This is a genomic window from Synechococcus sp. LA31 (genome assembly GCF_018502385.1).
Taxonomy (GTDB): Bacteria; Cyanobacteriota; Cyanobacteriia; order PCC-6307; family Cyanobiaceae; genus Vulcanococcus.
In genome coordinates this window covers 1,515,674-1,539,399 of sequence record NZ_CP075523.1, presented here as the reverse complement: position 1 = coordinate 1,539,399, position 23,726 = coordinate 1,515,674, and the positions used below count along the sequence as shown (strand labels likewise).

Here is a 23,726-nt window from a genome sequence, read left to right as displayed (position 1 = left end):
TGCCCGGGTTGGCAGCGGCCCCGGGCCAGCCGCAGAGCTCAACGGGCTGCGTCGTCGAACTCAGCTGGCTCGGTCTTCCCGATCGGCAGGTCATGGCCCTCGGCTTCCAGCTCGCTGCGGATGGCGTTGAGCTGGTCTTGGCGATGCGGTGGATTCCACTGAGGGATCTCCACGCGCACGGGCTCCTTGCCCCAGGGCCGGCGGTGGGGCTTACGCATTGGGCCAGGCCTCCATCGCTGCGTTGACCAGATCGCCGGCAAGGGCAACCTCGTCGTCATCCCCGAGCAGGCCTGTCAGCAAGCTCGCAACCTGATCGAGGTGGGCATCGCTGAGCGAGCCCAGCCCGTGGAGGGCCTGGTACGCCAGCAGCAGGTGGTGCGCAGCTTTGATCGCTTGATCGCGGTCGTAGCTGACGCCAATCCCTGGCAGCAGGTGAATGACCTCAGCCATCGCCCCGTTCCTCCCGCTGCTGGAGCAGCAAGGCCTCACGGGCCCACCGCTCGAGCTCGCCAATGCCGGACACGATCGGATCGCACGCCAAGGCGTCGATGTCGTCTTCGTTCAGGCGGTCGCGGTTGTAGGTCCACTCCTGAGGGATCTCCTCCAGCCGCCTGGCTGCCAGCTCGGCCAGGGCTTCGTTGCCCAGTCGGAACTCGAGACGGTTCCGGCCGTTGCCGGTGTGGGCGGCATCCATCGGCACGGGAGCCGATGGGCCAGCGATGGCGTACACCGTGGCTCGAGCAACGGCTTCGGCCAGGGGCAGCAGGGCCAGCCCCGGGGTGCACTCCAGCTCAAGCACCCATGGCGACTTGCGGGCCGTGCCCTTGGTGAGGGTGATGGTCCGCCATCGCGCGTGGGAAAGGAACAGCAGTTCAGCCATTGCGGGCCTCCTGCAATGCAGCGAGCTCCACGTCCTGGCGCTGGCACTCCCGATGGAGCTGGTGTGCAGCCTTGTGGGCTACGCGGCAGGCCTGGGGCAGGTCGATCCAGCGGTGGCTGTGCAACCAGCCCCAGATGCGCCGATAGCTCCACCAGTAGGCGTTGGCGATGTGCCGGCCCAGGCGGACCGTCAGCCAGTCGCCAATGTCATGGGCGCCGCCGGGGGAGAGCACCCCTCCGGCCAGCTCCTCATAAACGTCGTACCGCAGGCCCAAGGGGGTGCGGCAGACCTGAACGACAACCACGCCGGTGTAATCCTCGAGCGCCCCCTTGAACTGGGGGTAGAACTCCAGGCAATCCTCACGCTGGTGGCAGACAGCGAGCCCCTGGGCCGCCGCGGCCTGGGCCACAGCAGCGAGCTTTGGATCAGTGGTCATAGGGATCCACCTCCTCGGCGTGCTGCTCGAGCTCCGGGAACAGCGGGCTGTGGCGCTTGCTGTTGATCCGCGAGATCGCCTTCCCCGTGACCCCGTGGGCCTCGAGGATGTGCTCCCGCAACAGGTGCAGGAACGCAACGGTTGCCTGCCAGTCCTCCTCCTTGATCGCGGTGTCGATCCGCCCCAGCAGCGGATCATTGGCCAGGGCCTCCAGCCGGCGGCGCACCTTGCCCAGGCTGACCTTGGGCGGGTCGGCCTCGAAGGTGATGGGGCCCTCGGGAACGATGGGCTTAGCCATTGGCCGCGGCCTCCACTACTCCCCAGTCCTTGCAGGACAGCAACCGCAGGCCTTTGGATTTGGCCACGGTGGCGAGCACGCTGCGGGCCCGCGTGGGGCAGAGCCAGGTCATCTCGTCGATGGCGCTGGCGATGCGGATGGCGGGGCCGGCCGGCACGATGCCGTCAGCCACCAGGTGCTCGTTATTCGCGCACCAGAAATCGAGCAGGTAGCTGGCCAGCTCGGTGGCCCGCATCACTTCCTCGGGCTTGGGGTCCGCCCAGGCACCCAGGGCGAAGGAATTGTCGTCCCCGAGGGCTTGGCTGATCTCGGCGTGGGCCAGGTGATCGGCGTCCCGTGGGGATGGGCTGGCACCCCGGCGGCTCGGGCGGCCGTCGAGTGATTCCTCACGGCTGCTGCGTTGAATGCAGCGCTGCAGCGCCCCCATGGCAGTGCAGGCCGTGGGCTGGCTGATGGCGATGTCGATGCTCATGCCCGCACCTCGCTGGCGAGCTCGAGCTCGATGTTGATGCGGGCCACCAGGGTGCTGGCGTCCTTGTCCAACTCCACCCACCGCTCGAGCAGTGCGATGGCGGCATCGCGGTGCTCGGGGCTCATCTGCTTGAGATTCGCCACGTCCTTTTCGTAGTTGATGTGCATCTGGCCCAGCCGCAGGCCGGTGGCGATGCCCTGGGCCATCTGCCAGTCGGCGCTGTTCTTGCGGGCCTCCACCAATGCGGCGGCCGGGGTCATTGTTGTTGTCATGGCTATTCGGGGGTTGTTGTTGTTTGCGGGCGGCTATTCAGCACCCTTTCGATCTCGGTGACGTTCCACGCGAGGTGGCCCTTCTCTCCATGTCCCTTGCGCCAGTGCCGGCCGTAATCCAGCAGGCCCTGATCCGTCATGCGGATGAGGGTGGTCTTGCTGACGCAAAGGCGCTCGGTCGCTTCCCTGGTTTTCATCCAGAGAGGCTCGAGGCGCTCGTATGTCATGGCTTCATGCCAAGCGACGGATCCAGCCCCTGCCCCCTTGTCCCAAGGCAGGTGGTTGATGCCGTTCGCCCTCCTGTAGCTCTCTTGATTGGCGGCTGCCCTGCCGAACTCCAACCCCCCTGCTGAGGCACCTCCCCATGGCCGACGGGACCGCAGCAGGGTCCCTAACCGTCATTTGGGCACCCAGGCGTGCGGGGACACGTTTAACCCTGGGGGGTCGTGGAACTGGAGGGCTCCCGACTCCGTGGCGCCACCATAGGGAGTGTTCCGCTGCACGGCAAGCCACCACTTGCAGCGTGGTGCACCTGCTGTCCTCAAGCGAAGGCTGCAGCAGGGGCCCCGGCCTGGCTGCGGGCCTGGAGTTTGGCCTTGGCGCGGGCCATGGTGTCGGCGGTGGTGCCGCTGTAGTGGCTGTGGTGCGTCTGCAGGCTGTGGCCCATCAGCAAGGCAGCCTCCTTGTCGCTGAGGCCCAGCACGCTGGCGCGGTCGGCGTAGGCGTGCCGCATGGAATACGGCACCAGCTCGTTGCCGGTGTTGCCCACGGCCGGAGCCTCGGCCAACTCCTGCACCAGGGCCTGCCAGACCTTGTTGCGCTCGAGGTATTGATGCAGCGCATCGCCGGCACGCTCACCGCGGCAGCCAGAGGGCAAGGCCTCCTTGCCGCGCTCCGCCAGCAGGGCCAGCAGGTTGGCGCTCAGCCCCTCGAGGCCGGCAGGGTCGAGCCCCAGGATCTCGCGCGGCGGGGTGCCTTGCGGCTTGCGGGCCGTGCGCTTGGAGTAGCTGCAGCGCAGTGTGTCGCCGTTGGCGACGAGGTAGCCGAGCTCAACAGGGCGCAGACCGAAGCAAGCCACCAGGCCCACGGCGGTGCGCCAGCGCTGATCGTTAATACCTGCCAAAAGGCGGCAAATCTGGTCGTCGCTGATGAAGGTGGCCATGGTGTGCCCCTTTTGTTTGACGCCCACATAGCGGCTCAGATCGGCTGGGGGTAGCCAGCGGGCATCTGCGCCTTGCTCCTGCACAGCGAAGGCCAGGAATTGCCCGATGTATTGGATCTGCAGGCGGCGGTCGGTCTCGCCGGCCCCCTTGCCGCCGGGGAAGTGCTGATCCACCAGGGCCTGCATCAGGCCGGCGCCGCCGGTGGGGCGTTGCTTGCCGGTGAGGATCGCAACGGCGCGGCTGATGCGCAGGCGGTAGTTGCGGTCCCAGGTGCGCTCGCTGGTCTGGCCGCTGCCGACCTTGTGCTGTTGGAACAGCTCAGCCACGCGGGGCCAGTTGGTGGCCCCCTTCTCGGTGATGCCCTCCGAGCGGGCGATCAGGGCGATGGCTTCCTTCAGGCTTTTGCCGGCTTCCACCAGGGGCTTGGCCGCGGCGGCCGCCTGGAGCATGGGCAGCTTGCTGCTGCCGGCCCAGGGCAACTCGAGGATGCAGGTGGTCTGGGTGCCGTCTGCGAAGCGGTAGGCGAGCTGGATTCGGCCCCGCACGTCTTTCGCATACCAGCCTTCACCGTTCTGCAGGCGCAGATCCCTTCTGAGGGTTGCGATCCAGGTGGGTGCTTTGGCCATCGGTCGCACGGCCGCGTAGGCAGCCGGTCATCTCCCTCCAGTGTGCGAACGAACGTGCGAAATAGTCAACCCCTGAGGTGCACCAGCGTGCACCCCGCGGATCAGGGTGATGGCTAAAACCCTTGTCCCAGCTTGGTTTTTCTAGACGCCCCCTGATGGATTCGAACCATCGACCGGCTGCTTAGAAGGCAGCTGCTCTATCCAGCTGAGCTAAGGGAGCTGATGGAGGCATTGTGACAGCGGGGCTTGCAGTCGTGTTGGCGGAGGGCTCCTATGGTGGTGTGCTGCGAACCGTTGCTCGATGCCTGCTCCAAGGCTTAACGACAGCCAGAAAGAGGAGTTGGTGGGTCGCTATCGCCAGGGGGAGACCGCCCAGGCCTTGGCGGTGGCCTACGGCTGCAGCCCCAACACCGTGAGCCGTGTGCTCAAGGCGCTGCTTGATCCCGAGGAGATGGAGGCGATCAAGCGTCAGCCGCGCGGGCGTACGGCCGCGCCCGCAGCAGCGGTATCGGAGCCCGCGCCCGCACCTGCTCCTCCAGCAGAGCCAAAGTCTGAGCCTGCCCAGGCTTCTGACCCAGATGAGGCGGAGCAACGCGAGCTGGCGATCGACGATGCCGATGACTTCAGCGAAGACGGCCTCGATGATCCCGATGTGGATGCAGACGATGAAGCTGAGCTGCCCGCAGTTGCCGTGGAACCGGCTGTGGTGCTGGAAGCCCAACCCCTAAGTCCTGGGGCACTGCCAGCCAGCGTTTACATGCTGGTTGACAAAACAGTTGAGCTGCAGGCCAAGCCTCTGCGTGAGTTCCCTGAGCTGGGTGGCTTGCCCGATGAGGAACAGGAGCTTCAGGCATTGATGCTGTTCACCAACCCGCGTCAGGCCAAGCGCCAGTGCGGCCGCACCCAACGGGTCATCAAGGTGCCCGATGCTGGGGTGCTGCAGCGGCGCTCTTCCTACCTGGTGGCCCAGGGGATCACCCGGCTGGTGGTGGAGGGTGGCGCGCTGTTTGCGCTCTGAGCTCTAGAGATCTGAATCCTGATTGCTGCGGGGCAGCAGCAGGGCTGTTGTGGCACCGCCGCTGATCACACCGATCACGAGGGCCACGCCCAACACAAATCCTGTGGGCAGCTGAGCAGTGCGCCCGAAGCCCAGATTGAGGCTGGTGCGTTGATCCAGATTCTGCGCGCCCAGGCAGAGGATCAACAGCAGCAGAGCACCGCCGCCCAGGCTGGCCAGCAATAGGCGCAGACGCAGCAGCATCAGCTCGGATCCTCAGCGTGATGGAGCAGAGCGTAAAGCTCGCGCCGGGCCAGGCCAGTCTGTTGGGAGAGCTGGCGAGCGGCATCGCTTCGGCTCAGGCCGGAGGCCACGAGGTTCTGCAGCTCCAGGCGCAGTTCAGCGTTCGTGCGGTTTGGCGTGCTGGAGTCGCTGGCTCCCCCCAGCACGATCGTGAACTCCCCTTGGGGGGCATGGTTCCGGAAGTGCTCCAAGGCCACTTCGATCGTGGGGCCTACCTGCTGTTCATGCCGCTTGGTGAGTTCTCGGGTAACCGCGATTGGGCGATCGCCTAGCTCGGCCAACAGATCCTCCAGCAGTTGCAGCAGGCGGTGCGGCGCTTCGAACAGCACCAGGGTGCGCGGTTCGTTCGCGAGTGATTGCAACCTCGCCCGGCGTTGCGTGGCCTTGGGGGGCAGAAACCCTTCAAAACAAAAGCGCCCGGCTGGTAGGCCGCTGCTGACCAGTGCGGTGGTCACGGCGCAGGGGCCTGGCACGCAAATCACCGTGCGCCCGGCTGCACGCGCGGCGGCCACCAGCGCTTCGCCGGGATCGGAAATCCCAGGTAGGCCGGCATCGCTAATGACAGCAATTGCTTCGCCCGCCTCCAGGGCCTCCAGGAGTTCTGGGATGCGGCTGATCTGGTTGTGCTCGTGGAAGCTCACCAGCCGTGGTGGCTGCTCGCCGTTTCGTAGCCCCAGGTTGTGCAGCAGCAAGCCGCTATGGCGTGTGTCTTCGCAGGCAATGCGGTTGACCGCACCGAGCACCTGCCTGGCCCGGGGGGAAAGATCGCCGGTGTTGCCGATTGGTGTGCCCACCAGATAGAGCACTCCTGCAGCCGGTTCGGCGCCCTGCATCACAATGCCCCTTTGCCAACTCCATGATGCCCGCCGCCGCCTGCATGCCCTCGGGCATCAATGAGGAGCAGCTGCTGGTGGAGCTGCGCCGGTTGTGTTGGGGTGCGGCCGACATCCTGCTGGCCTACGGCCGCGGCGAGCAGCCCCCCTATGGCTTCCCCAAAGCACTGAGTGTTGACGAGGGCGGAGAGGGGCCTGTGAGTGCAGCGGATCTGGCCGTGAACCAGTGGCTGATCGACGGCCTGGTGAAGGCCTTCCCCGATGCCGGCTGGACGCTCCTCAGTGAAGAAACCGCCAAGGAACAGCTCACCGCCGGTGAGCCCTTGGATGCCGAGTGGCTGTGGATCCTCGATCCCCTTGATGGCACGAAGGATTTCTTGCAGGGTACGGGCGAATACGCCGTGCATCTCGCCCTGGCCCACAACGGCGAGCCGGTGTTGGGGGTGGTGCTGCTGCCGGAGATGGAGGAGCTGTGGATTGGGTTGGTGCCGCAGCAGCGTGCCTGGTGTGAGAACCGTGCTGGCGAGCAGCGGCCTGCTGCCCTGAGCGCCCGTGAGCCCCTGGCTGAACTGGTGCTGGTAGCCAGCCGCAACCACCGCGATCAGCGGCTCGAGCAGCTGCTGGAAGCGTTGGCCCTGGGCGACACCAAGGCGATTGGCAGCGTGGGTGGGAAGGTGGCCACGATCCTGCGCGGCGAAACCGATCTCTATATCTCCCTCTCGGGCAAGAGCGCTCCGAAGGATTGGGATATGGCCGCCCCTGAGGCCGTGCTGCGCGCCGCCGGCGGTGCGTTCACCCATGCCGATGGCCGCCGCCTCAGCTACAACGACGGCGACATCCGCCAGGCTGGTTGCTTGATCGCCAGCCACGGCCGCAGCCACCAGCCCCTGTGCGAGAAGGCGGCGGCGGCGATGGCGGTGATCGATCCGGGATTCCCCGTCTGATCAGCGCTTCGAAGCATGAAAAAGCCCCCGTTGCCGGGGGCTGAAGCGGTTCAGGGGTACCCCCTGGATCACTCGGCGGGTGCTTCTGCTGCCGGCTCTTCGGCTTGGGGCACGCCGCGCAGGGTGAGGTTGATGCGGCCGCGATTGTCGATCTCGCGCACGCGCACGGTGACGTGATCGCCCACGCGCACCACATCTTCCACTTTCTCCACGCGCGCTTCGCTCAGCTGCGAGATGTGGATCATCCCTTCCTTGCCAGGCAGGATCTCCACAAAGGCGCCGATCGGGATCACGCGGGTCACCGCACCGCTGAACACCTCGCCTTCCGACACGCGGCGGGTGAGGCCTTCGATGATGCGTTGCGCTTCCTCAGCGGCAGCACCGTCGTGGCTGGCGATCGTCACGATGCCGCCGTCTTCGATGTCGATCTTGGTGTTGGTGCGCTCGGTGATGCCCTTGATCGTGCGGCCGCCAGGGCCGATCACGGTGCCGATTAGTTCGGGGTCGATGCGGAAGCTGAGCAGGCGCGGAGCATGGGGGCTCAGCACGTCGCGGGGCTTCTCGATCGCCGAGAGCATCTTCTCGAGGATGTGCAGGCGGGCGGGGCGGGCCTGGTTGATCGCCTCGGCCACGGTTTTCACCTCAAGGCCGGTGATCTTCATGTCCATCTGCAGGGCGGTGATGCCCTTCTCGGTGCCGGCCACCTTGAAGTCCATGTCGCCGAGGAAGTCCTCGATGCCCTGGATATCAGTGAGGATCCGCACCTCAGAGCCTTCCTTGATCAGGCCCATGGCGGCGCCGCTCACAGGCGCCTTGAGGGGCACGCCGGCATCCATCAGGGCCAGGGTGCTGCCGCACACGGAACCCATCGAGGTGGAGCCGTTGGAACTCAGGCACTCCGACACCACCCGCAGCACGTAGGGGAAGCTCTCCTTGCTGGGCAGCACCGGGATCAGGGCCCGCTCCGCCAGGGCGCCGTGGCCGATTTCGCGGCGGCCCGGGCTGCGCATGGGCTTGGTCTCGCCGGTGGAGTAAGGCGGGAAGTTGTAGTGGTGCAGGTAGGTCTTCTCATTGGACGGGTTGAGGTCGTCCATTTCCTGAGCGTCGCTCGGGGTGCCGAGGGTGGCGCAGGAGAGCACCTGGGTGAGGCCGCGCTGGAACAAGCCTGAACCGTGTACGCGCTTGGGCAGCACACCAGCTGCGGCGCTGATCGGGCGCACCTCATCGAGGTTGCGGCCGTCCACGCGCTTGCCATCCTTCACGATCTGCTCGCGCATCAGCTTCTTGGTGAGCGCCTTGTAGCTGTTGCCCAGGGCCTTGCCGCTGCTGCTCACCGCCACCTTGATGGCGTCGTCGTCTTTGAGGGCTGCGATGGATTCGGCCGCCTTGGCCTTGATCCCATCGAGCTGCTCATCGCGTTCGGCCTTGGTGAGGCTGAATTGCTTGAGCACATCGCCGATGCCCTTGGCGCATTCCTTCTCCAGGAACTTGGGCAGGGTGTCGTCTGCGGTCTTGGCTTCGGGGAACACCTGCTCGATGCCCAGCTCCTTGAGCAGGGCTTGCTGAGCCTTGATCAGTTCGCACACCGCTTCGTAGCCGAAGTCGATCGCTTCGATCACATCCTGCTCGGGCAGCTGGTTGGCGCCGGCCTCCACCATGATCACGCCCTGGGGCGTGCCAGCAACCACTAGGTCAAGCTCGGAGCGCTCGATCTCGCGATAGCTGGGGTTCAGCACGAAGTCGTCGCCCAGCAGACCCACCCGCACGGCGGCCATCGGACCGTTGAAGGGAATTTTTGCCAGCAGGGTGGCCAGGGAGGCGCCGGTGACGGCGAGCACATCGGGCGGCACGCGCTCATCAAGCGACATGCAGGTAGCCACGATCTGAAGGTCGTCGCGCAGCCAGCTGGGGAAGAGCGGCCGCATTGGGCGGTCGATCAGACGCGCAATCAAGGTGGCGCGCTCGGGGGGGCGGCTTTCCCGACGCATGAAGCTGCCGGGGATGCGGCCAGCGGCGTAGAGGCGCTCTTCGTAATCGCAGATGAGGGGAAGGAAATCGATGCCTTCACGACCGCCGGAGCGGGTGGCGGTGACCAGAACGGCTGTATCTCCGCATTCGACCATCACTGAACCGCCTGCCTGGGGAGCGAAGCGGCCGGTGGTCAGCCGGATCTCCCGACCATCGAAGGAGATCGACTGAGTGTGACCTTGCACGTGGGCTTATGTCTTGTTTGTTGTCAAGTGCGATTCTCGCATCCGGCGTGCGAATGCCGTGACAACGCCCCCAATCTCTTTGGAAAGCGTGCGTGTGTTCAGCCCGCAGCTGTGCGACCTCAAGGTTGGTTCGGCCACAAAAAAAAGCGCCTTGCGGCGCTTTCTGAAAGGTTGTTTGAAGAGCCGAGGCTCACCAGGACGACTTGACCACGCCAGGCAGCTCACCTTTGTGAGCCCGCTCGCGCAGCTGGTTGCGGCACAGGCCGAAATCGCGATACACACCGCGGGGCTTGCCGGTGGCCCAGCAGCGGTTGCGCATACGCACCTTGGCGCTATTGCGGGGCAGACCCTGGATTTTGCGATGGATCTCCAGGCGCTCCATCGGATCGGCAGCGGCTTCGAAGGCAGCCATCAGAGCGGCACGCTTGGCTGCGAAGCGCTCAACCGTCTTCTGGCGCTTCACATCGCGCGCAATCATCGACTTCTTCGCCATGCGGCCTGGACTCGTATCGCAATGATGAGCAAGCCTACCCCGCAGGGTGACCTCAACGGTTCAGCAGCTGCTGCACTGCCGCCAGCTGGCTGGTGTCCTTCACGATCAGCACCAGGCTGAGCCCCACCAGGAACACAAAGCCCGACTGCATGAAGGCCATCTGAAACCTGTCCGGCAGCGGCTTGCCCCGCAGGCCTTCGATCATCAGCAGCACAAACTGGCCGCCGTCAAGCAGGGGAAGGGGCAGCGCGTTGAGCACTGCCAGGTTGATCGAGATCAGCGCTGTGTAGAGAAACAGGCTGCTGCCGCCTTGCTTGGCCAAGGAGGCCCCCATCTCCACGATCTTCACCGGCCCCGACACCTGGCTCGCTGTTTCACCGAAGTGCGTGGCGAGGGTGATGAAGCCCTCCGCCGTGCGCTGCGTGAGGGTGACGAAATCGTGATTGGCTTGCCGGATCGCCTCACCGGGGCCCTTGGCGCGGCGGAATGCCTCGGTGCCGATGGGTTGCAGCTGGGCGCCAATGCGGCCGATGCCGCTCATGTCGGCCGGGGTGAGGGCGATGGTGAGGGTCTTGCCTGCGCGTTCGGTTTGCAGCTGCAAGGTTTGATCAGGGGCGCTCTTAACCCGATCCACCAGAGCAGCCACAGCGCTTTGGCCCCCCCCGAGATCCACCCCATCCGCCGCAAGGATGCGGTCGCCTGGTCGCAGGCCGGCTGCCGCTGCTGCCTGCCCGCCCTGCACGCCTGCTATGAGCACGCCTGGGGTGGTGCTGAAGCCAGCTGGGATGCCAACCACCAGCCCCTGGGCCAGCAGCACGCTCCAGGCCAGCAGCAAGTTGGCCAACACACCGGCTGCAATCACCAGGGCCCGCTGAGGGATCGGGCGGTTGCGCAGCAGATCGGGATCGTCGGGGGGAATCGTGCTCTCTTCGTCGTCATCAGGGAATGACACGAATCCCCCCAGGGGGATCGCACGCAGGGCGAACTGCACACCGCGGCGTTGACGCTCCAGCAGCACCGGGCCGAACCCCACGGAAAAACCGCTGACGCGGATGCCCTGCCAGGTGGCCGCGAAGAAATGTCCGGCCTCGTGCACCACGATCAGGCCCGCCAGGATCGCTAGGGCAGTGAGAACCCCCATGCGTTCACGTGCAAAGTGATTCCATTGTGGTGGGATCTGCAGGCTCGATGACGCACCGCTGCGACGCCCTGTTGGTGGGGGCCGGAATCATGGGCGCCACCTTGGCCCAGTTGCTGCGTCAACTCGATCCTGAGCTGAAGGTGACGGTGCTCGAGCGGTTGTCGCAGATGGCGGCCGAGAGCAGTGCTCCACTCAATAACGCCGGCACCGGCCACGCGGCCAACTGCGAGCTCAACTACACACCTGAGGCGGCGGATGGGTCCGTGCCGATCGCCAAGGCCCTCGCGATCAACGGCGCCTTTGAGCTGAGCCTGCAGTTCTGGGGCTCCTTGGTGGAGCGCGGGGCGCTGCTAGACCCCAGCTCCTTCATCCGGGCGGTGCCCCACCTCAGCTTTGTGTGGGGCGAGGCCAACGTGGGTTTCCTGCGCCGGCGCTGGGAAGCACTCAATGCCACGGCCCAGTTCGCCGGCATGGAATGGAGTGGGGATTCAGCCCAGCTGCGGGAGTGGATGCCGCTGGTGATGGAAGGGCGCAGCCTCGATCAGCCCTTGGCGGCCACACGGGTAGCCCGCGGCACGGATGTGAATTTTGGAACGCTGAGCTCGGCGCTGCTGCAGGCCATCGACGTGCGGCTCGAGCATGAGGTTGTGGGCCTAGAGCGCGGTGGCTGCGGCTGGCAGGTGCAGGCGCGGAAGGCTGATGGGTCAACAGCTGTGTTTGAAGCGCCGTTTGTGTTTTTGGGGGCTGGCGGCGGGGCGCTGCCGTTGCTGCAGCGCTCGGGTATTCCTGAGGCTCGCCAATACGGAGCCTTCCCGGTGAGCGGCCAGTGGTTGGTGTGCCGCAACCCGGAGGTGATTGCTGGCCACAACGCCAAGGTCTATGGCAAGGCGGCGGTGGGTGCGCCACCGATGTCGGTGCCGCACCTCGATACCCGTTGGATTGAGGGGCAGCGCGCGCTGCTGTTTGGCCCCTATGCCGGCTTCAGCACCCGCTTCCTCAAGCAGGGGTCGCTCTGGGATCTAGCTGGATCAGTGACGTCGTTCAACCTGCTCCCCAGCCTGCAGGTGGGCAGCAAAAACTTTGATCTGGTGCGCTACCTCGTGGGGCAGGTGCTGCAAAGTGAGGGGCAGCGCCTCGCCAGCCTGCGCCAGTTCCTGCCTGAGGCCCGCCCAGAGGATTGGCAGTTGGCGGTGGCGGGCCAGCGGGTGCAGATCATCAAACAGATCGATGGCCGCGGCCACCTGCAGATGGGCACTGAGGTGGTGAGTAGCGCCGACGGATCACTGGCGGCGCTGCTCGGTGCGTCACCCGGTGCTTCCACAGCGGTGCAAACGATGGTGGAGGTGTTGAGGCGCTGCTGGCCCGAGCGCTTCAACAGCGGGCCTTGGCAGCAGCAGCTGCGTGGCTTGATCCCTGGCTGGGGCTTGGATCTCGGAGATGATCCGGATCACCTTGCGGCGTTGCGCAGCCGCAGCAATGCGGCCCTCGGGCTGGATCCTGCCTGACGGTCACGCCGGTTGGATGGAGCTGAAGCGCGGTGCTGGGTTTTGGCTGTTTGCTCACGTGTCCAACTCGGGATATCCACGGATATCCGGTTGGCGACAGGTGATCCGGCTCATGCCTGCCCCGGATCACCTCAGCTCGCGGCGCTGATCCGTTCGGCACCGAAGTAGGGAACCAGGGCGGCAGGCAGCTTCACCGAGCCATCCACTTGCTGGCCGTTTTCCAGTAGGGCCGCCATGGTGCGGCCCACGGCCAGGCCGCTGCCATTGAGGGTGTGCAGCAGCTTGGTGGTTTTGCCCTCCTTCATGCGGATGGCGGAGCGACGGGCTTGGAAGTCGCCGCACACGGAACAGCTGGAGATCTCGCGGTAGGCGCCGGCGCCTGGTAGCCACACCTCCAGGTCGTAGGTGCGGGCGGCTGAGAAGCCCATATCGCCCGTGCATAGCTCGATCTTGCGGTAGGGCAGCTCGAGCGCTTCGAGCACCGCTTCGGCGTCAGCGGTGATCTGCAGGTGCGCCTCGGCGGAATGCTCTGGATGGCAGAACCAATAAAGCTCCACCTTGTTGAACTGGTGCAAGCGGATCAGTCCGCGGGTGTCACGCCCGTAGCTACCGGCCTCGCGGCGGAAGCAAGGGGTGTAAGCCACGTATTTCAACGGCAGCTGCTCGGCTGGGATCACCTCATCGCGGTGCAGCGAAGTGATGGGCACCTCGGCGGTGGGGGTGAGCCACAGGTCGTCTTCGGCGCAGCGGAAGCTTTCTTCCGCGAACTTGGGCAGCTGGCCCGAGCCCGTGAGGCTGGCGCTGTTGACCAGGATCGGTGGCAGCACCTCGCGGTAGCCCTTGTTGCTGTGGAGGTCGAGCATGAAGTTGATCAAGGCGCGCTCGAGCCGGGCGCCCTGGCCAAGCAGCGTCACAAAGCGGCTCTGGGCGATGCGCACGGAGCGCTCGGCTTCGAAGAGTTCGAGCCGCTCGGCGATCTGCCAGTGCTCTTCAAGCCAATCCTCCTTGGCGCGGGGAGTTCCCCAGCGCTTGATCTCGATGTTGTCGTCTTCGCTTCGGCCATCCGGGGCCTCAGGCGAAGGCAGATTGGGCAGGGTGAGCAGCTGCTCGCGCAGCTTGGCTTCCAGCGCCTTCCCCTCCTCTTCAAGCACCGCCACCTGCTGCTTGATGCGGTTGCCTTGGTTGCGCAGTTCCTGCACTTCAGGGCTGTTGGGGGCCGCGCCGGCTTTGATCTTCAACCCAACTTCTTTGCCGATGCGGTTGCCCTCGGCCTGCAGATTGCTGCGCTGCTCCACCAAGTCGCGCTCTTGGCGGGCCATCAGCTGCAGGCCCGTGAGCTCGAGCGACATTCCACGACGGCCCAGCTGCTCGGTGATCAGCTCGGGGTTGTCGCGCAACAGGCGCTGATCCAACACGGGCCCAAAAGCAAGTGGTGGGAGCCTACGGGCCGGAGTTCAGGCAGGCTCGCTTCAGAGCACCTGCACCACCTCGTCTACTTCGGGGATGGCTTCGCGCAGCTTGCGCTCAATGCCCATTTTCAAGGTCATGGTGCTGCTGGGGCAGGAGCCGCAAGCGCCCTGCAGGCGCACCTTCACGATCGGGCCATCGATTTCCACCACTTCCACGTTGCCGCCGTCGGCCATCAGATAAGGGCGCAGCTCGTCGAGTGTGCGCTCCACGTTTTCAAGGGTGAGAGCGCGGGGGTCGTTGACCTCGGGGGCCGCGGTGTCAGCAGCGGGTGCGGTGGCGTCGGTGCTCATTTGGCGCTCTGTGATTGATGTGAGCTTAGGAATCGATCCAAGGGATGGCTGTGGCTCCTGGCACCGGGGCTCACTCATGGAGCTGGCCGGTGAGATTCACCATCACCACGCCGGCGGTGATCAGGGCCATGCCGACCAGCTGGCCGTGGCTGGGCACCTGGCGGTAGGCGAGCAGCCCCACCAGCACGATCGCCACGATGCCAATGCCGCTCCACAGGGCGTAGGTGACGCCCAGTGGGATGGTCTGCACCACCTTCGATAGCAGCAGCATGGAACAGCCGTAGGCCGCCAGTACCACCAGGGTTGGCATGGGTCTGGTCATGCCGGCGGAGAGCTTGAGGCAGGAGGTGCCCACCACCTCCGAAGCGATGGCCAGCAGCAGCACCAGCCAGACAGGAGCGGTGGGCATGGGGGGGATGGGCGTCTCTCCCTAGGATCACCTCACCAGATCCACTGCCCGAGCCGGGACACCAACCGAGAACACATCAGCGAATGACCGACGTTCCCGCCTCCCGGATCCGCAATTTCTGCATCATTGCTCACATCGACCACGGCAAGTCGACCCTGGCCGATCGCCTGCTGCAGGACACCGGCACGGTGGCTGCCCGCGATATGCAGGAGCAGTTTCTCGACAATATGGATCTCGAGCGTGAGCGTGGCATCACGATCAAGCTCCAGGCCGCCCGTATGGAATACAAGGCGGCAGACGGGGAGACCTACATCCTCAATTTGATCGATACACCCGGGCACGTTGACTTCTCCTATGAAGTGAGCCGATCGCTGCAGGCTTGTGAAGGTGCTCTGCTGGTGGTGGATGCCAGTCAGGGCGTGGAGGCGCAAACACTGGCCAACGTGTATCTGGCAATTGAGAACAACTTGGAGATCATTCCGGTTCTCAATAAGATTGACCTTCCTGGCGCGGATCCTGATCGCATTAGCGAAGAGATCGAAGCCATCATTGGGCTCGATTGCTCGGGTGCGATTCCCTGTTCCGCTAAGAGCGGCTTAGGTGTGCCCGACATTCTCCAGGCCGTCGTGGATCGCGTGCCGCCGCCGCCCGATCGGTTGCAAGAGCCGCTGCGGGCTTTGATCTTCGATTCCTATTACGACCCCTACCGGGGTGTGATTGTGTATTTCCGGGTGATCTCCGGCTCGCTCAGCACCAAAGACAAGGTGCTGCTGATGGCGAGCAAGAAAACCTATGAGCTGGATGAAGTGGGCGTGATGGCCCCTGATCAGCGCAAGGTGGATCGCTTGCAGGCCGGCGAGGTGGGCTACCTAGCGGCTTCGATCAAGGCCGTGGCCGACGCCCGCGTGGGTGACACGATCACGCTGGTCAACAACCCAGCCCCCGAGCCGCTGCCTGGCTATACCGAGGCCAAGCCGATGGTGTTCTGTGGCTTGTTCCCCACCGACGCTGATCAGTACCCGGATCTGCGCGAAGCGTTGGACAAGCTGCAACTGAGCGATGCGGCCCTGAAATATGAGCCTGAAACCAGCAGCGCCATGGGCTTCGGTTTCCGCTGCGGTTTCCTCGGCTTGCTGCACATGGAAATCGTGCAGGAGCGGTTGGAGCGGGAATACAACCTCGATTTGATCGTTACCGCTCCATCGGTGATCTATCAGGTGAACATGCTGGATGAAACCACGCTGATGGTGGATAATCCCGCCACCTTGCCTGATCCGCAGAAGCGCGAATCGATCGAAGAACCCTATGTGAAACTCGAGGTCTATACGCCCAATGCCTACAACGGCGCCCTGATGGAGCTGTGCCAGGAGCGGCGGGGTGAATTCATCGACATGAAATACATCACCACCGATCGGGTCACCCTTCACTACGAAATGCCTCTGGCGGAGGTGGTGACTGATTTCTTTGATCAGATGAAGAGCCGCACCAAGGGCTATGCCTCGATGGAGTATTCCCTGATTGGCTACCGCAAGAACGATCTGGTGCGTCTGGATGTGTTGATCAATGGAGAGAAGGCTGATCCGCTCACCACGATCGTGCACCGCGATAAGGCCTACAACGTGGGCAAGGGCCTGGTGGAGAAACTCAAGGAATTGATCCCTCGCCAGCAGTTCAAGATCCCGATTCAGGCCTCCATCGGCAGCCGCGTGATCGCCTCTGAGAGCATCAGCGCCATGCGCAAAGATGTGCTCGCCAAGTGCTACGGCGGCGACATCTCCCGTAAGAAAAAGCTGCTGCAGAAGCAGGCCAAGGGCAAGAAGCGCATGAAGGCGATGGGCAAGGTGGATGTGCCCCAGGAGGCCTTCATGGCCGTGCTCAAGCTCAACCAGTGAGGCGGATATCCGCCGCTGCGGCAGCGCTGCTGTCGGCCGGAGTGCTGTGGGGTGTGGCACCGGTACGCGCCGCTGAGCCTTCCGATCTGCCGGCAGCCCAGCCCAGCCCAGCGGCCGCCCCCTCCCCTGCACCGGCTCAACCCACTGGCCCTGTGATCGTGCCGCCGGCTCCGCTGGAGCCACCTGGTGCCACGCAAACCCTTCGCCTGGCCAGTGGCGCCGAGCTCTGGACGATCCCCTACGCCGCGCTGCAGCAGTTCGTGGCCGACGGCACCATCAACGATCGTCAATTGCTGCAGCTGGCGGCAAATTCCGGCTGGCCTGACGATCAGTTGCGTGCGGCCTTGGCCAAGCCCTACGCCGTAGGGCTGGTGGATCTGGCCAATTTTCTATATTCCCCTGCCGGTGTGGCCTTCCTGCAGCAGCAAACCCAGGCCTTTCGCCCCCTGATGGCCAGCGGCCGTGATGTGCGGGTGGAAGGCCTGCGGGCCGCCATCCTGCGCAGCGCCCAGAGCGGCACGATCTCGGCGATGGCGATCCTGCGGGAGCTACCCACCACCTTTGTGGTGGAGCTGGGCGGCCCCCCCACGCAGCGCTGCTCCTCGCTGCCATGCGACAACCCCCAGCAGTGCACCTCCACCTTGAGCTGGTGGGTGTTCCTGCCGGCCTGTCTGCAGGCTGCGGCGATGAACCCGGCTCCTGCAGCTGCTACTGCGCCCTGATGCGATCGCGTGCCAGGAGGGCCCTCTCCTCAGCGCAGTAATCACGGCGTCCGAGTTGATGGGCTGTGCGGCTGAAGCCATTGCTGGCCTCGAGCCGCAGATTCTCGGTGCAGCGGCGATACAGCTGGCGGCGGTTGAGCTCGGTCTGCTGCCACCACCAGCCCCCGGAATGGGCTACGGCCTGGCACACCAACGACCCCGCCGGTGACACCAGCCATTGGGCGGCGCGGGTGCCCGGCGCGAGCGTGATCCCACCGCAGCTGCGCGGCTGCTGCAGTGGCGCAAACCCTTGGCTGGTGATCACCACCGTGGTGGGGTAGCTCGGGTCGCAGAACAGATCCCGCCCATCGAGGGGGTTGCGGATGCTGTTGCGGCTGCTGTTGCCTTGGCGTTGGGCCAGAGCGCAGTCTCTGGCGATGCGATCGGCTTCGCTGATCAGCTGGGCGGCCGTGAAATCTGAATCGACCCTGGTGTTGTCGCCACTGCTGAGCTGTTGCAGGGCGCCCACGGCACGCCATTGGCCGTAGGCCAATGGCGGTGCGGCCAGTACACCGATCAACGCCCAGGGCAACCAGTGGCCTTCCAGCTTGCGAAAGGCCACCACTGAGGCCAAGAGCCCCAAGGGCCCTGCCGTGAACAAGCCCGCTGCTCCAGCCGCCAGCTGTTGCCGCCAGGCAGACGTTTCATGGATCTCCAGCAGTTCGATGTCGCGTTCCAGCCCGTCGGCCATCGCGGCTGCTTTGCCAGTGCCTCTGTTGTAGCTGCGGGGGGAATGCTCAGCCCATGGATTGCTGATTCAGGCCATGCCGTTGCGTGTTCATCCGCCTGCCCAGGCGGGGTTTGTGTTGCCCCTCTCGATCACTGGGGCGCTGGTGTTGCTGCTGAGCAGCTTGTCGGTGCAGTCGCTCGTGCTGCATAGCCATCAGGTGCAGGCGGCTGAGCGTGTGCGTTTGCAGGCTGAGGATCGCCTCGCCTCGGCTGCGCAGCGTCTTGCCGCTGAGCTGCAGGGGCGCTTCGCGTGCCTGCAAAGCATTCCCCTGGCGGAATGGCAGGCCGGATCGCTGCCGGGTGCTTGCCCGCCTGATCTGGATCCACAGGTGCTGCAGCAGGTCACGATCGACGGCCAGGCCGTTGAGCTGGTCAGCTGGATCCCTCATCCAGAGGGCGGTGCCCTGCAGTTGCAGCTCGCCGGCGCTGGACCGCGGCGGCGCTACTGGCTCACGGGATCCGGCGTGAAGGAGCTGGGCTGATGCAACTGGTGGAAGTGATGGTGGCTGCGGCGATCTTCTCGGCCGCATCGGGCAGCTCACTGCAGTTGTGGAGCACAGCGGCGGGCAGCAGCCACCAGCTGGAGCATCGCCAGCAGCTGGTGGAGCGCATGGAGCTCGATCGCCTGCAGCTGCAGGCCCACTGGAGGCGGGCCCTGGTGAGTGAGCCCGATTGCTCGATCAGCCGGGAGCGATGGATGGCTGCAGCTGACGCAGTGCCTGTGCCGCCTCAGCTGCAGCGGGAGCTGGTGATCTCCGATCAGATGGATGCCTTGCAGGTTCGCTGGCGGGCTGAAGCAGATCCAACCCTGCAGCGGGAGCGGCTGTTCACCGCGGCGGGTATGGGCCTGTGCCAGGCGGAGGCTCCCCTGACCGACAGCCAGGTGGAGGAGGTGCAGCCGTGAGCCAAGCCAGAAGCGGCACTGGATTTTCCCTGCCTGAGCTGCTGGTGGGTGTGGTGATCCTCGGGATCCTGGCGACGCTGGGGTGGAGCGGCGGTTCAGAAACCCTGGCCCGCCAGCGGCTGGAGGCGGCAACACGACGCCTGGATCAAGGCATCCAGCGCGGGCGCGCGGAAGCGCAGAAAGTGGGGCGCCCCTGTGGCTTGAGCCTGCAGGCAGAAGGCTGGGCGCCACCTGATCGGAGCCTGTTGGCGCCTTGCCTGCGCACGCTTGAGAGCCTCAAGGAGCCGATCGCTGCCGGTGAGGTGCAGCTCAGCCACAACTTTCCAGCGGTGCTCCGCTTCAGCAGCAACGGCCTGGTGCTCGATGGAGGAACAGCCGTGCTCAGCAGCAAGGGCACGTCACTCCAGCGTTGCCTGGTGATGGCATTGCCGTTGGGGATCACCCGGCTAGGTCGTTACCGCGCCGGCCGTTGTGAACCCGACTCCTCGCTTTAAGGGCCATGGCCGGGTTCTCGTTGGTGGAACTGATGTTGTCGCTCAGCCTGGGGATGGCCCTCAGCGGTGTGATGCTCCAGGGGCTGATGGCGGAGGGCCAGAACGGCGCCCGTTTGTCGCGGCTGCTGCGGGAGCGGGCTGCGCAGCGGCGCACGCTGGAGCTGGTGAAAGGGGATCTCGCTCGGTCCACGACTGTGAGTGAAGAGCCGGAGCTGGAATCGCACGCCTGCGGTCTGGCAGGCCGCACCGCTGTGTTGCATCTGAGTTCGCCCGCAGGGCCGATCACCTATTCGGTGGGGAAAGCTCCCAGCTCGATCTGGCGGGGACGGGTGCTGATGCGCTGTGGGCCGGCTTTCGGGCTGGATGGTCTGCCTTCAACTGGCTCTCAGTCGCTGAATCGAGTGGTCATCGATGGCCTGCCAGTTCAGACGCAGCGCTGGGAGGGATGTGCGGCTTTGCTTGGTGTTCAAGGCGCAGCAGCTGTGGATCTCGCGGGATCGGCGCAGCAGCCCTTTTCGGCCTGCCTCGCTCCTGCATCGGGACTAGTCGCTGTGCGCTTGCTGCAAGTGCTGGGTGATCAGAGTCATCCCCAGACGTTGGAGTCCTCTCTGGTGTTAGGCAGTTCAACGTAGGTCGTAGCGCCCGTCGCGAAAGATCATCACTTCCACACTGGTTGTGGTGAGGCTGTGCTCAACGCCGGAATCGCTGTAGCTCAAGCTGCAGTTGGCGCGTGTGCAGGCGCTGAGCCCGGAGAAGTTGTTTCGCACGCCATCGAGAAACACCACATCCAGATCGGGGCCGCCGCTCACGGTGTCGTTGCCCAGTCCCGGTAAATAGCGGTTCTCGCCGGTCCCACCCACCAGTGTGTCGTTGCCGTCCAGCCCCACCAGAACATCGTCGCCAGCAGCGCCGTTGAGTGTGTCGTCTCCTTTGCCGCCCACGAGTCGGTCATTGCCATCAAGACCGTTGAGATCCGCACCGGGGTGGGGTGATTCGCCGCCAGGAAGATCACCGGCTTCCAAGACATCATTGGCCGACGACCCTTGAATATTGTCTCCGCCTCCATAGCCACAGATCAGAACATCCTGATTAGCTGGAACCGCTCCCTGAGGGACTGCCAGGGTGTTGCTGTTGTTGTCCCCACCGCTCAGTTTGTAAAACCCTTCAATGCTGAGGTCTTGGTCGCTGCAGAGGCTGGTGGAATTGGGGAACGAAAAAACAGGGCTGATTCTGGAATAAGTGCTGGCTGAGCCTTGGAAGGTCTGTTGTCCAATCCCTTTCAGGCAGAGGCTGAAGTTCAGCGATTTGCTCACAGCTGCTGTGGAGTTCACCTCAAGCGTGCAGCTATCGCTCAGGCCATCCACCAGTAGGCTCGCTGCCCCTGTCTGTTGCTCGCTGCCGGTGATCACATCGGTGTAAAGGCCATTCTCATCAATGCCTGGTCCACAGCGGAACAGGCTATGGCTTCCGTTCCAGATTTGTTGTTGGTTGCCTGAATGATCGCGAACGAAATAGATCGCGGGTGGGAGGTCTCTGCGGATCTCGAGTGCAAAGCGAAATTCTGTGGCTGCATCGATCGCCGCCGTGCATTGATTGAGATTCACGCTCTGCGGGTTGGTCAATACCCGCTCGCTCAATGCAACTTCCGACTCGATGAAGTGACTGGCACGGCTCCAGTCTCCGCGTAAGCGCTCTGTCGCTTCCAGGCTGGCATTGGAGCGGAGATGGGCAATCATGGCGTCCGCGGCCACAATGCAGAGCAATCCTCCCATTGATGCCGCTAGAAGGAGTTCAACCAGCGTGAAGCCTGCTGTTATTCGCTCTTGTCGAGCGATCAGTAGCTTGTGGTGTATACGCATATGTTTGAACGCAGCTTGCCGCTGCGCAGAAGCCCCAGTGGCGCGAGCAAGCGGATGCAGCGACCCAGATCACTACCCGGCAGGGTCATGCGGAGTTCTGCGTCGGTTGTTGTTGTTCCACGCGGCGTGAACACCCAGGTTGTAGGGCTGTTGTTGATCAGCGTGAAGGCGAGTTGATCTGTGTTCAGAATCTCGGCGGCGAGATTCAGCGTTAGGGTCATCTCGGGCGTGTTATCGCAGCTGCCGGTCAGTTGGGCTGGGTTGTTGCTGATCTGCACTCGGCATGGGCTTGACTGCTGGATCGATTTGCGGCGCAGATCGTCGAGCCAGGCGAGTGCCTGTTTGCTCGCACTATTCAGCCGCTCGTCCTGCCAGTTCCGCATGAAGCTGGGGATGCTCAGCCCAGCCAGAATTCCCACAATGGCAACGATCACCATCAATTCAGGCAGGCTAAAGCCTCGTTCAGGTTTCTTTTCGAGCTTCATGGGCACCAACCCTGGGCGTGCGGAACCAGGGTTGTGTTCACGACGAGTGCGAGATCTGGTGCGCTGTAACTGATATGGAGCTTGTTGCCGTCTGCTGTGTAAGTTGCCTGCACATTAATGGGTGGAACTGTGCTCACAGTGAAACTGCTTGGCGTGTCGGTTGCAGGTAGCGCGCTCAGTAGCCCCTGCCCCAGGCCGTTGGAGCTGCATAGTGGTTTCAGTGTGATCAGATCGAACTGAAGGTTTTTTGTTAGTTCGGCGTCAGCGCAGCCTTGTATGCAGAGGTAGCTGAAAGCGTCACTGCGAAGTTTTTCGATCTGAGATGCAATGGCTGCATCCACCAGCCCACGACGTTTGGATTTCCCCATGCCCAAGATGGAGGAGCTTGTCAGCTGCAGGCTGCTCAGAATCACCCAGATCAGGATGAAGGAAGCCACTAAGACTTCGGGCATGCTGAAGCCTGCCTGCGTAGCTTTCATGGGTTGATCCAGCTGCTCCAGCGGGATACCCCCAGTGCCACGTAGTCACGGATTCCCAGGGCGTACTGGGGGCCATATTTGTTGAAGAGTTGCGTGCCGATGTCTGCGGGAACAACCAGCTGCGCCACATTGGATGAAGAGCCGTTCCACACCTTCGCCCAGACAGCGCCGTTGATGTCACCCCCCGTGCACTCGCCGATGCTGTCGCATTCTGCTGTTTCCTTCGAGCCACCGTTGATGCCCATGTTCCCGTCTGGGAAGTAGGCCCAAAGCGCGTTGGTTGAAGCGGCTCCTGCGAGGCGAATCAGCTGGTCTGGGTAGCTATCTGTTGGATCACTAGGGCGCCCAAAGAGTCCTAGTGAGCTAGCGGGTGCATCGGGCGGCAGGTGCTTGATCGCCGCTCCGCCGGTGAGTACCAGTTTGTCGCCCCGCACATAGATCCGAACATCTCCTGCACTGGTGTCAACGGTGAGGATCTCCTTTTTGCTGTTGAGTTCCACCGAGTCCACCACGCAATGGGTGATGGGGCTGCCCGAGCCTCGAGCTTCCACACGGCATGGACCTGTGTTCGTGCCTGCAGTGATCAATGTGCTTTTCGTGATCGATATTGGCGTGTCGAAGTTCAGGCCGGCCGGCGGCTCTGGAACTGGTGGTAGATCGATCGGGCCGAGGAAGATCTGGCCAGCGACGTAACCATTATTTTTCATTTGGATATAGTTTTCCTGTTGCTCCCGAGTGAGGTTGTCGTAATCCGTGCCGTCGTAACATTGAAGGCAAAGCACGTTGCCTGATAGCGTTCCAAAAACATCATTGTTTCCCAGGACAACTTGTTGTCCCAGTAGTCCTGGGAAGCCACTGGTGACTGTCGGCTCGCCGAATGATGTGGTGCAGCTTTTTGGCTTGATCTCAAGGGTCTCCTCCACGATGGCTGTGGCAGCAATCGAGTTGTCGCCTTTGAGTCGCTCGCCCCGCATGCGAATGGTGGCTTTCCCGCCATAAAACGGGCTTCCTTGGAAGTCGTAATCCATGAGGATGTAGCGCCCGTTATTGCCGATGCTGCTGCTTGTTGCTGGGGTTCCAGTGAGCGAGTTTGTGCAAATCGAAGATGTATAGGAGTTGTCGCTCCAGTTGCTGAGGTCCTTAATCAGTAGATAGGCGTAGTCCTTGTTTAGGCTTTCGATTAACTGAGCCAAGCCTGCCTCTGCAATCTCCCTCGCCTGTCGCGATTGGCTTTGGCGGATCGAGCCTGAAAGCCCCAGCCACGATCGCGCGGCCAGGGCCATCAGGCCGGTGGTGATGATCAGAGAAACAATCAGGACTAGCGGCAGAATGAAGCCATTTTGATCTTCGACTCTTCTCGCATGCCTCATTTGAGCCA

The 23,726-nt window shown here is 63.8% G+C and carries 31 protein-coding genes and 1 tRNA gene; 9 read left to right on the top strand and 23 right to left on the bottom strand.

The window, feature by feature from the left end:
• Positions 1-38: 38 nt before the first annotated feature.
• From KJJ24_RS08340 to KJJ24_RS08295, 10 genes are all read right to left on the bottom strand, one after another.
• Positions 39-218, bottom strand: a complete 180-nt coding sequence (locus KJJ24_RS08340) for a hypothetical protein (protein WP_214338002.1) — start codon at positions 216-218, stop codon at positions 39-41.
• The gene (locus tag KJJ24_RS08335) at positions 211-450 is read right to left on the bottom strand and encodes a hypothetical protein (protein ID WP_214338001.1); all 240 of its coding nucleotides are present in this window, start codon (positions 448-450) and stop codon (positions 211-213) included. The genes KJJ24_RS08340 and KJJ24_RS08335 overlap by 8 nt, the downstream gene beginning before the upstream one ends.
• The gene (locus KJJ24_RS08330) at positions 443-880 is read right to left on the bottom strand and encodes a hypothetical protein (RefSeq protein ID WP_214338000.1); all 438 of its coding nucleotides are present in this window, start codon (positions 878-880) and stop codon (positions 443-445) included. Before KJJ24_RS08330 ends, KJJ24_RS08335 begins: the two co-directional genes overlap by 8 nt.
• Positions 873-1,316, bottom strand: coding sequence for a hypothetical protein (locus KJJ24_RS08325; RefSeq protein WP_214337999.1), 444 nt, complete (start codon positions 1,314-1,316; stop codon positions 873-875). The genes KJJ24_RS08330 and KJJ24_RS08325 overlap by 8 nt, the downstream gene beginning before the upstream one ends.
• Complete coding sequence (locus KJJ24_RS08320; protein ID WP_214337997.1) at positions 1,306-1,614, bottom strand: hypothetical protein; 309 nt, start codon at positions 1,612-1,614, stop codon at positions 1,306-1,308. The genes KJJ24_RS08325 and KJJ24_RS08320 overlap by 11 nt, the downstream gene beginning before the upstream one ends.
• A complete protein-coding gene (locus KJJ24_RS08315) occupies positions 1,607-2,086 on the bottom strand; it encodes a hypothetical protein (RefSeq protein WP_214337995.1) in 480 nt (159 codons plus the stop codon). The genes KJJ24_RS08320 and KJJ24_RS08315 overlap by 8 nt, the downstream gene beginning before the upstream one ends.
• Entirely contained in the window at positions 2,083-2,346 is a 264-nt protein-coding gene (locus tag KJJ24_RS08310) for a hypothetical protein (RefSeq protein ID WP_214337994.1), read from the bottom strand. Before KJJ24_RS08310 ends, KJJ24_RS08315 begins: the two co-directional genes overlap by 4 nt.
• A 14-nt stretch (positions 2,347-2,360) precedes the next feature.
• Positions 2,361-2,585, bottom strand: coding sequence for a helix-turn-helix domain-containing protein (locus KJJ24_RS08305; protein ID WP_214337992.1), 225 nt, complete (start codon positions 2,583-2,585; stop codon positions 2,361-2,363).
• A 314-nt stretch (positions 2,586-2,899) separates the two neighbouring features.
• Entirely contained in the window at positions 2,900-4,147 is a 1,248-nt protein-coding gene (locus KJJ24_RS08300) for a hypothetical protein (protein ID WP_214337990.1), read from the bottom strand.
• Positions 4,148-4,293: 146 nt separating this feature from the next.
• Positions 4,294-4,367, bottom strand: a tRNA-Arg gene (locus KJJ24_RS08295).
• 81 nt (positions 4,368-4,448) lie between these two features.
• Here KJJ24_RS08295 and KJJ24_RS08290 point away from each other — a divergent pair.
• Positions 4,449-5,165 (top strand): hypothetical protein, encoded by a 717-nt coding sequence (locus tag KJJ24_RS08290; RefSeq protein ID WP_214337988.1) that lies wholly within the window; start codon positions 4,449-4,451, stop codon positions 5,163-5,165.
• Positions 5,166-5,168: 3 nt separating this feature from the next.
• On the opposite strand, the gene KJJ24_RS08285 is transcribed toward KJJ24_RS08290, so the two are convergent.
• Together KJJ24_RS08285 and rsmI are read right to left on the bottom strand one after the other, a co-directional pair.
• Positions 5,169-5,408, bottom strand: a complete 240-nt coding sequence (locus KJJ24_RS08285) for a hypothetical protein (RefSeq protein WP_214337986.1) — start codon at positions 5,406-5,408, stop codon at positions 5,169-5,171.
• Complete coding sequence (gene rsmI, locus KJJ24_RS08280) at positions 5,408-6,280, bottom strand: 16S rRNA (cytidine(1402)-2'-O)-methyltransferase (RefSeq protein WP_214337984.1); 873 nt, start codon at positions 6,278-6,280, stop codon at positions 5,408-5,410. The genes KJJ24_RS08285 and rsmI overlap by 1 nt, the downstream gene beginning before the upstream one ends.
• 23 nt (positions 6,281-6,303) lie before the next feature.
• Here rsmI and KJJ24_RS08275 point away from each other — a divergent pair, with 23 nt between their 5' ends.
• Positions 6,304-7,224, top strand: coding sequence for a 3'(2'),5'-bisphosphate nucleotidase CysQ (locus KJJ24_RS08275; RefSeq protein WP_214337982.1), 921 nt, complete (start codon positions 6,304-6,306; stop codon positions 7,222-7,224).
• Positions 7,225-7,292: 68 nt separating this feature from the next.
• Here the strand turns inward: KJJ24_RS08275 and KJJ24_RS08270 are convergent, their stop codons facing one another.
• The 3 genes from KJJ24_RS08270 to rseP all read right to left on the bottom strand — a co-directional run bounded on the left by KJJ24_RS08270 (position 7,293) and on the right by rseP (position 11,071).
• Entirely contained in the window at positions 7,293-9,437 is a 2,145-nt protein-coding gene (locus KJJ24_RS08270; protein WP_214337980.1) for a polyribonucleotide nucleotidyltransferase, read from the bottom strand.
• A gap of 190 nt (positions 9,438-9,627) precedes the next feature.
• The gene (rpsN, locus tag KJJ24_RS08265) at positions 9,628-9,930 is read right to left on the bottom strand and encodes a 30S ribosomal protein S14 (RefSeq protein WP_214337978.1); all 303 of its coding nucleotides are present in this window, start codon (positions 9,928-9,930) and stop codon (positions 9,628-9,630) included.
• A 52-nt stretch (positions 9,931-9,982) separates the two neighbouring features.
• On the bottom strand, positions 9,983-11,071 hold the full coding sequence (rseP, locus tag KJJ24_RS08260; protein ID WP_214337976.1) for an RIP metalloprotease RseP: 1,089 nt from the start codon (positions 11,069-11,071) through the stop codon (positions 9,983-9,985).
• A gap of 47 nt (positions 11,072-11,118) precedes the next feature.
• On the opposite strand from rseP, the gene mqo reads away from it, so the two are divergent.
• On the top strand, positions 11,119-12,576 hold the full coding sequence (mqo, locus tag KJJ24_RS08255; protein WP_214337974.1) for a malate dehydrogenase (quinone): 1,458 nt from the start codon (positions 11,119-11,121) through the stop codon (positions 12,574-12,576).
• Positions 12,577-12,707: 131 nt separating this feature from the next.
• Here the strand turns inward: mqo and serS are convergent, their stop codons facing one another.
• The 3 genes from serS to KJJ24_RS08240 form a co-directional block, all read right to left on the bottom strand.
• The gene (gene serS / locus KJJ24_RS08250) at positions 12,708-13,991 is read right to left on the bottom strand and encodes a serine--tRNA ligase (protein ID WP_214337972.1); all 1,284 of its coding nucleotides are present in this window, start codon (positions 13,989-13,991) and stop codon (positions 12,708-12,710) included.
• Positions 13,992-14,045: 54 nt separating this feature from the next.
• Positions 14,046-14,336, bottom strand: coding sequence for a NifU family protein (locus tag KJJ24_RS08245; protein WP_250544532.1), 291 nt, complete (start codon positions 14,334-14,336; stop codon positions 14,046-14,048).
• 70 nt (positions 14,337-14,406) lie between these two features.
• Positions 14,407-14,745: a multidrug efflux SMR transporter gene (locus KJJ24_RS08240; protein WP_214337970.1), complete on the bottom strand. Its 339-nt coding sequence runs from the start codon at positions 14,743-14,745 to the stop codon at positions 14,407-14,409.
• An 83-nt stretch (positions 14,746-14,828) separates the two neighbouring features.
• Between KJJ24_RS08240 and lepA the strand changes: the two genes are divergently transcribed.
• Together lepA and KJJ24_RS08230 are read left to right on the top strand one after the other, a co-directional pair.
• The gene (gene lepA / locus KJJ24_RS08235) at positions 14,829-16,637 is read left to right on the top strand and encodes a translation elongation factor 4 (protein ID WP_214337968.1); all 1,809 of its coding nucleotides are present in this window, start codon (positions 14,829-14,831) and stop codon (positions 16,635-16,637) included.
• A complete protein-coding gene (locus KJJ24_RS08230) occupies positions 16,634-17,359 on the top strand; it encodes an alpha/beta hydrolase (protein ID WP_250544531.1) in 726 nt (241 codons plus the stop codon). The genes lepA and KJJ24_RS08230 overlap by 4 nt, the downstream gene beginning before the upstream one ends.
• Here KJJ24_RS08230 and KJJ24_RS08225 read toward each other — a convergent pair.
• Positions 17,346-18,089, bottom strand: a complete 744-nt coding sequence (locus KJJ24_RS08225; protein ID WP_214337966.1) for a hypothetical protein — start codon at positions 18,087-18,089, stop codon at positions 17,346-17,348. The genes KJJ24_RS08230 and KJJ24_RS08225 overlap by 14 nt on opposite strands.
• A gap of 73 nt (positions 18,090-18,162) precedes the next feature.
• On the opposite strand from KJJ24_RS08225, the gene KJJ24_RS08220 reads away from it, so the two are divergent.
• From KJJ24_RS08220 to KJJ24_RS08205, 4 genes are read left to right on the top strand one after another with little or no spacing between them, the layout of a single operon-like run.
• Complete coding sequence (locus KJJ24_RS08220; RefSeq protein WP_214337964.1) at positions 18,163-18,609, top strand: hypothetical protein; 447 nt, start codon at positions 18,163-18,165, stop codon at positions 18,607-18,609.
• Positions 18,609-19,031: a type II secretion system protein J gene (locus KJJ24_RS08215; RefSeq protein WP_214337962.1), complete on the top strand. Its 423-nt coding sequence runs from the start codon at positions 18,609-18,611 to the stop codon at positions 19,029-19,031. Before KJJ24_RS08220 ends, KJJ24_RS08215 begins: the two co-directional genes overlap by 1 nt.
• The gene (locus KJJ24_RS08210; RefSeq protein WP_214337961.1) at positions 19,028-19,525 is read left to right on the top strand and encodes a GspH/FimT family pseudopilin; all 498 of its coding nucleotides are present in this window, start codon (positions 19,028-19,030) and stop codon (positions 19,523-19,525) included. Before KJJ24_RS08215 ends, KJJ24_RS08210 begins: the two co-directional genes overlap by 4 nt.
• 5 nt (positions 19,526-19,530) lie before the next feature.
• Positions 19,531-20,157 (top strand): type II secretion system protein J, encoded by a 627-nt coding sequence (locus KJJ24_RS08205; RefSeq protein WP_214337959.1) that lies wholly within the window; start codon positions 19,531-19,533, stop codon positions 20,155-20,157.
• Here KJJ24_RS08205 and KJJ24_RS08200 read toward each other — a convergent pair.
• The 4 genes from KJJ24_RS08200 to KJJ24_RS08185 form a co-directional block, all read right to left on the bottom strand.
• Positions 20,149-21,261 carry a calcium-binding protein gene (locus KJJ24_RS08200; RefSeq protein ID WP_214337958.1) on the bottom strand — a complete coding sequence of 371 codons (1,113 nt, stop codon included), beginning with the start codon at positions 21,259-21,261 and terminating at the stop codon, positions 20,149-20,151. The two genes, KJJ24_RS08205 and KJJ24_RS08200, sit on opposite strands and share 9 nt — an antisense overlap.
• 98 nt (positions 21,262-21,359) lie before the next feature.
• Positions 21,360-21,869 (bottom strand): Tfp pilus assembly protein FimT/FimU, encoded by a 510-nt coding sequence (locus KJJ24_RS08195; RefSeq protein WP_214337956.1) that lies wholly within the window; start codon positions 21,867-21,869, stop codon positions 21,360-21,362.
• Positions 21,866-22,348: a hypothetical protein gene (locus KJJ24_RS08190; RefSeq protein WP_214337954.1), complete on the bottom strand. Its 483-nt coding sequence runs from the start codon at positions 22,346-22,348 to the stop codon at positions 21,866-21,868. The genes KJJ24_RS08195 and KJJ24_RS08190 overlap by 4 nt, the downstream gene beginning before the upstream one ends.
• Positions 22,345-23,631 (bottom strand): hypothetical protein, encoded by a 1,287-nt coding sequence (locus KJJ24_RS08185; RefSeq protein ID WP_214337952.1) that lies wholly within the window; start codon positions 23,629-23,631, stop codon positions 22,345-22,347. Before KJJ24_RS08185 ends, KJJ24_RS08190 begins: the two co-directional genes overlap by 4 nt.
• Between the last annotated feature and the right edge of the window lie 95 nt (positions 23,632-23,726).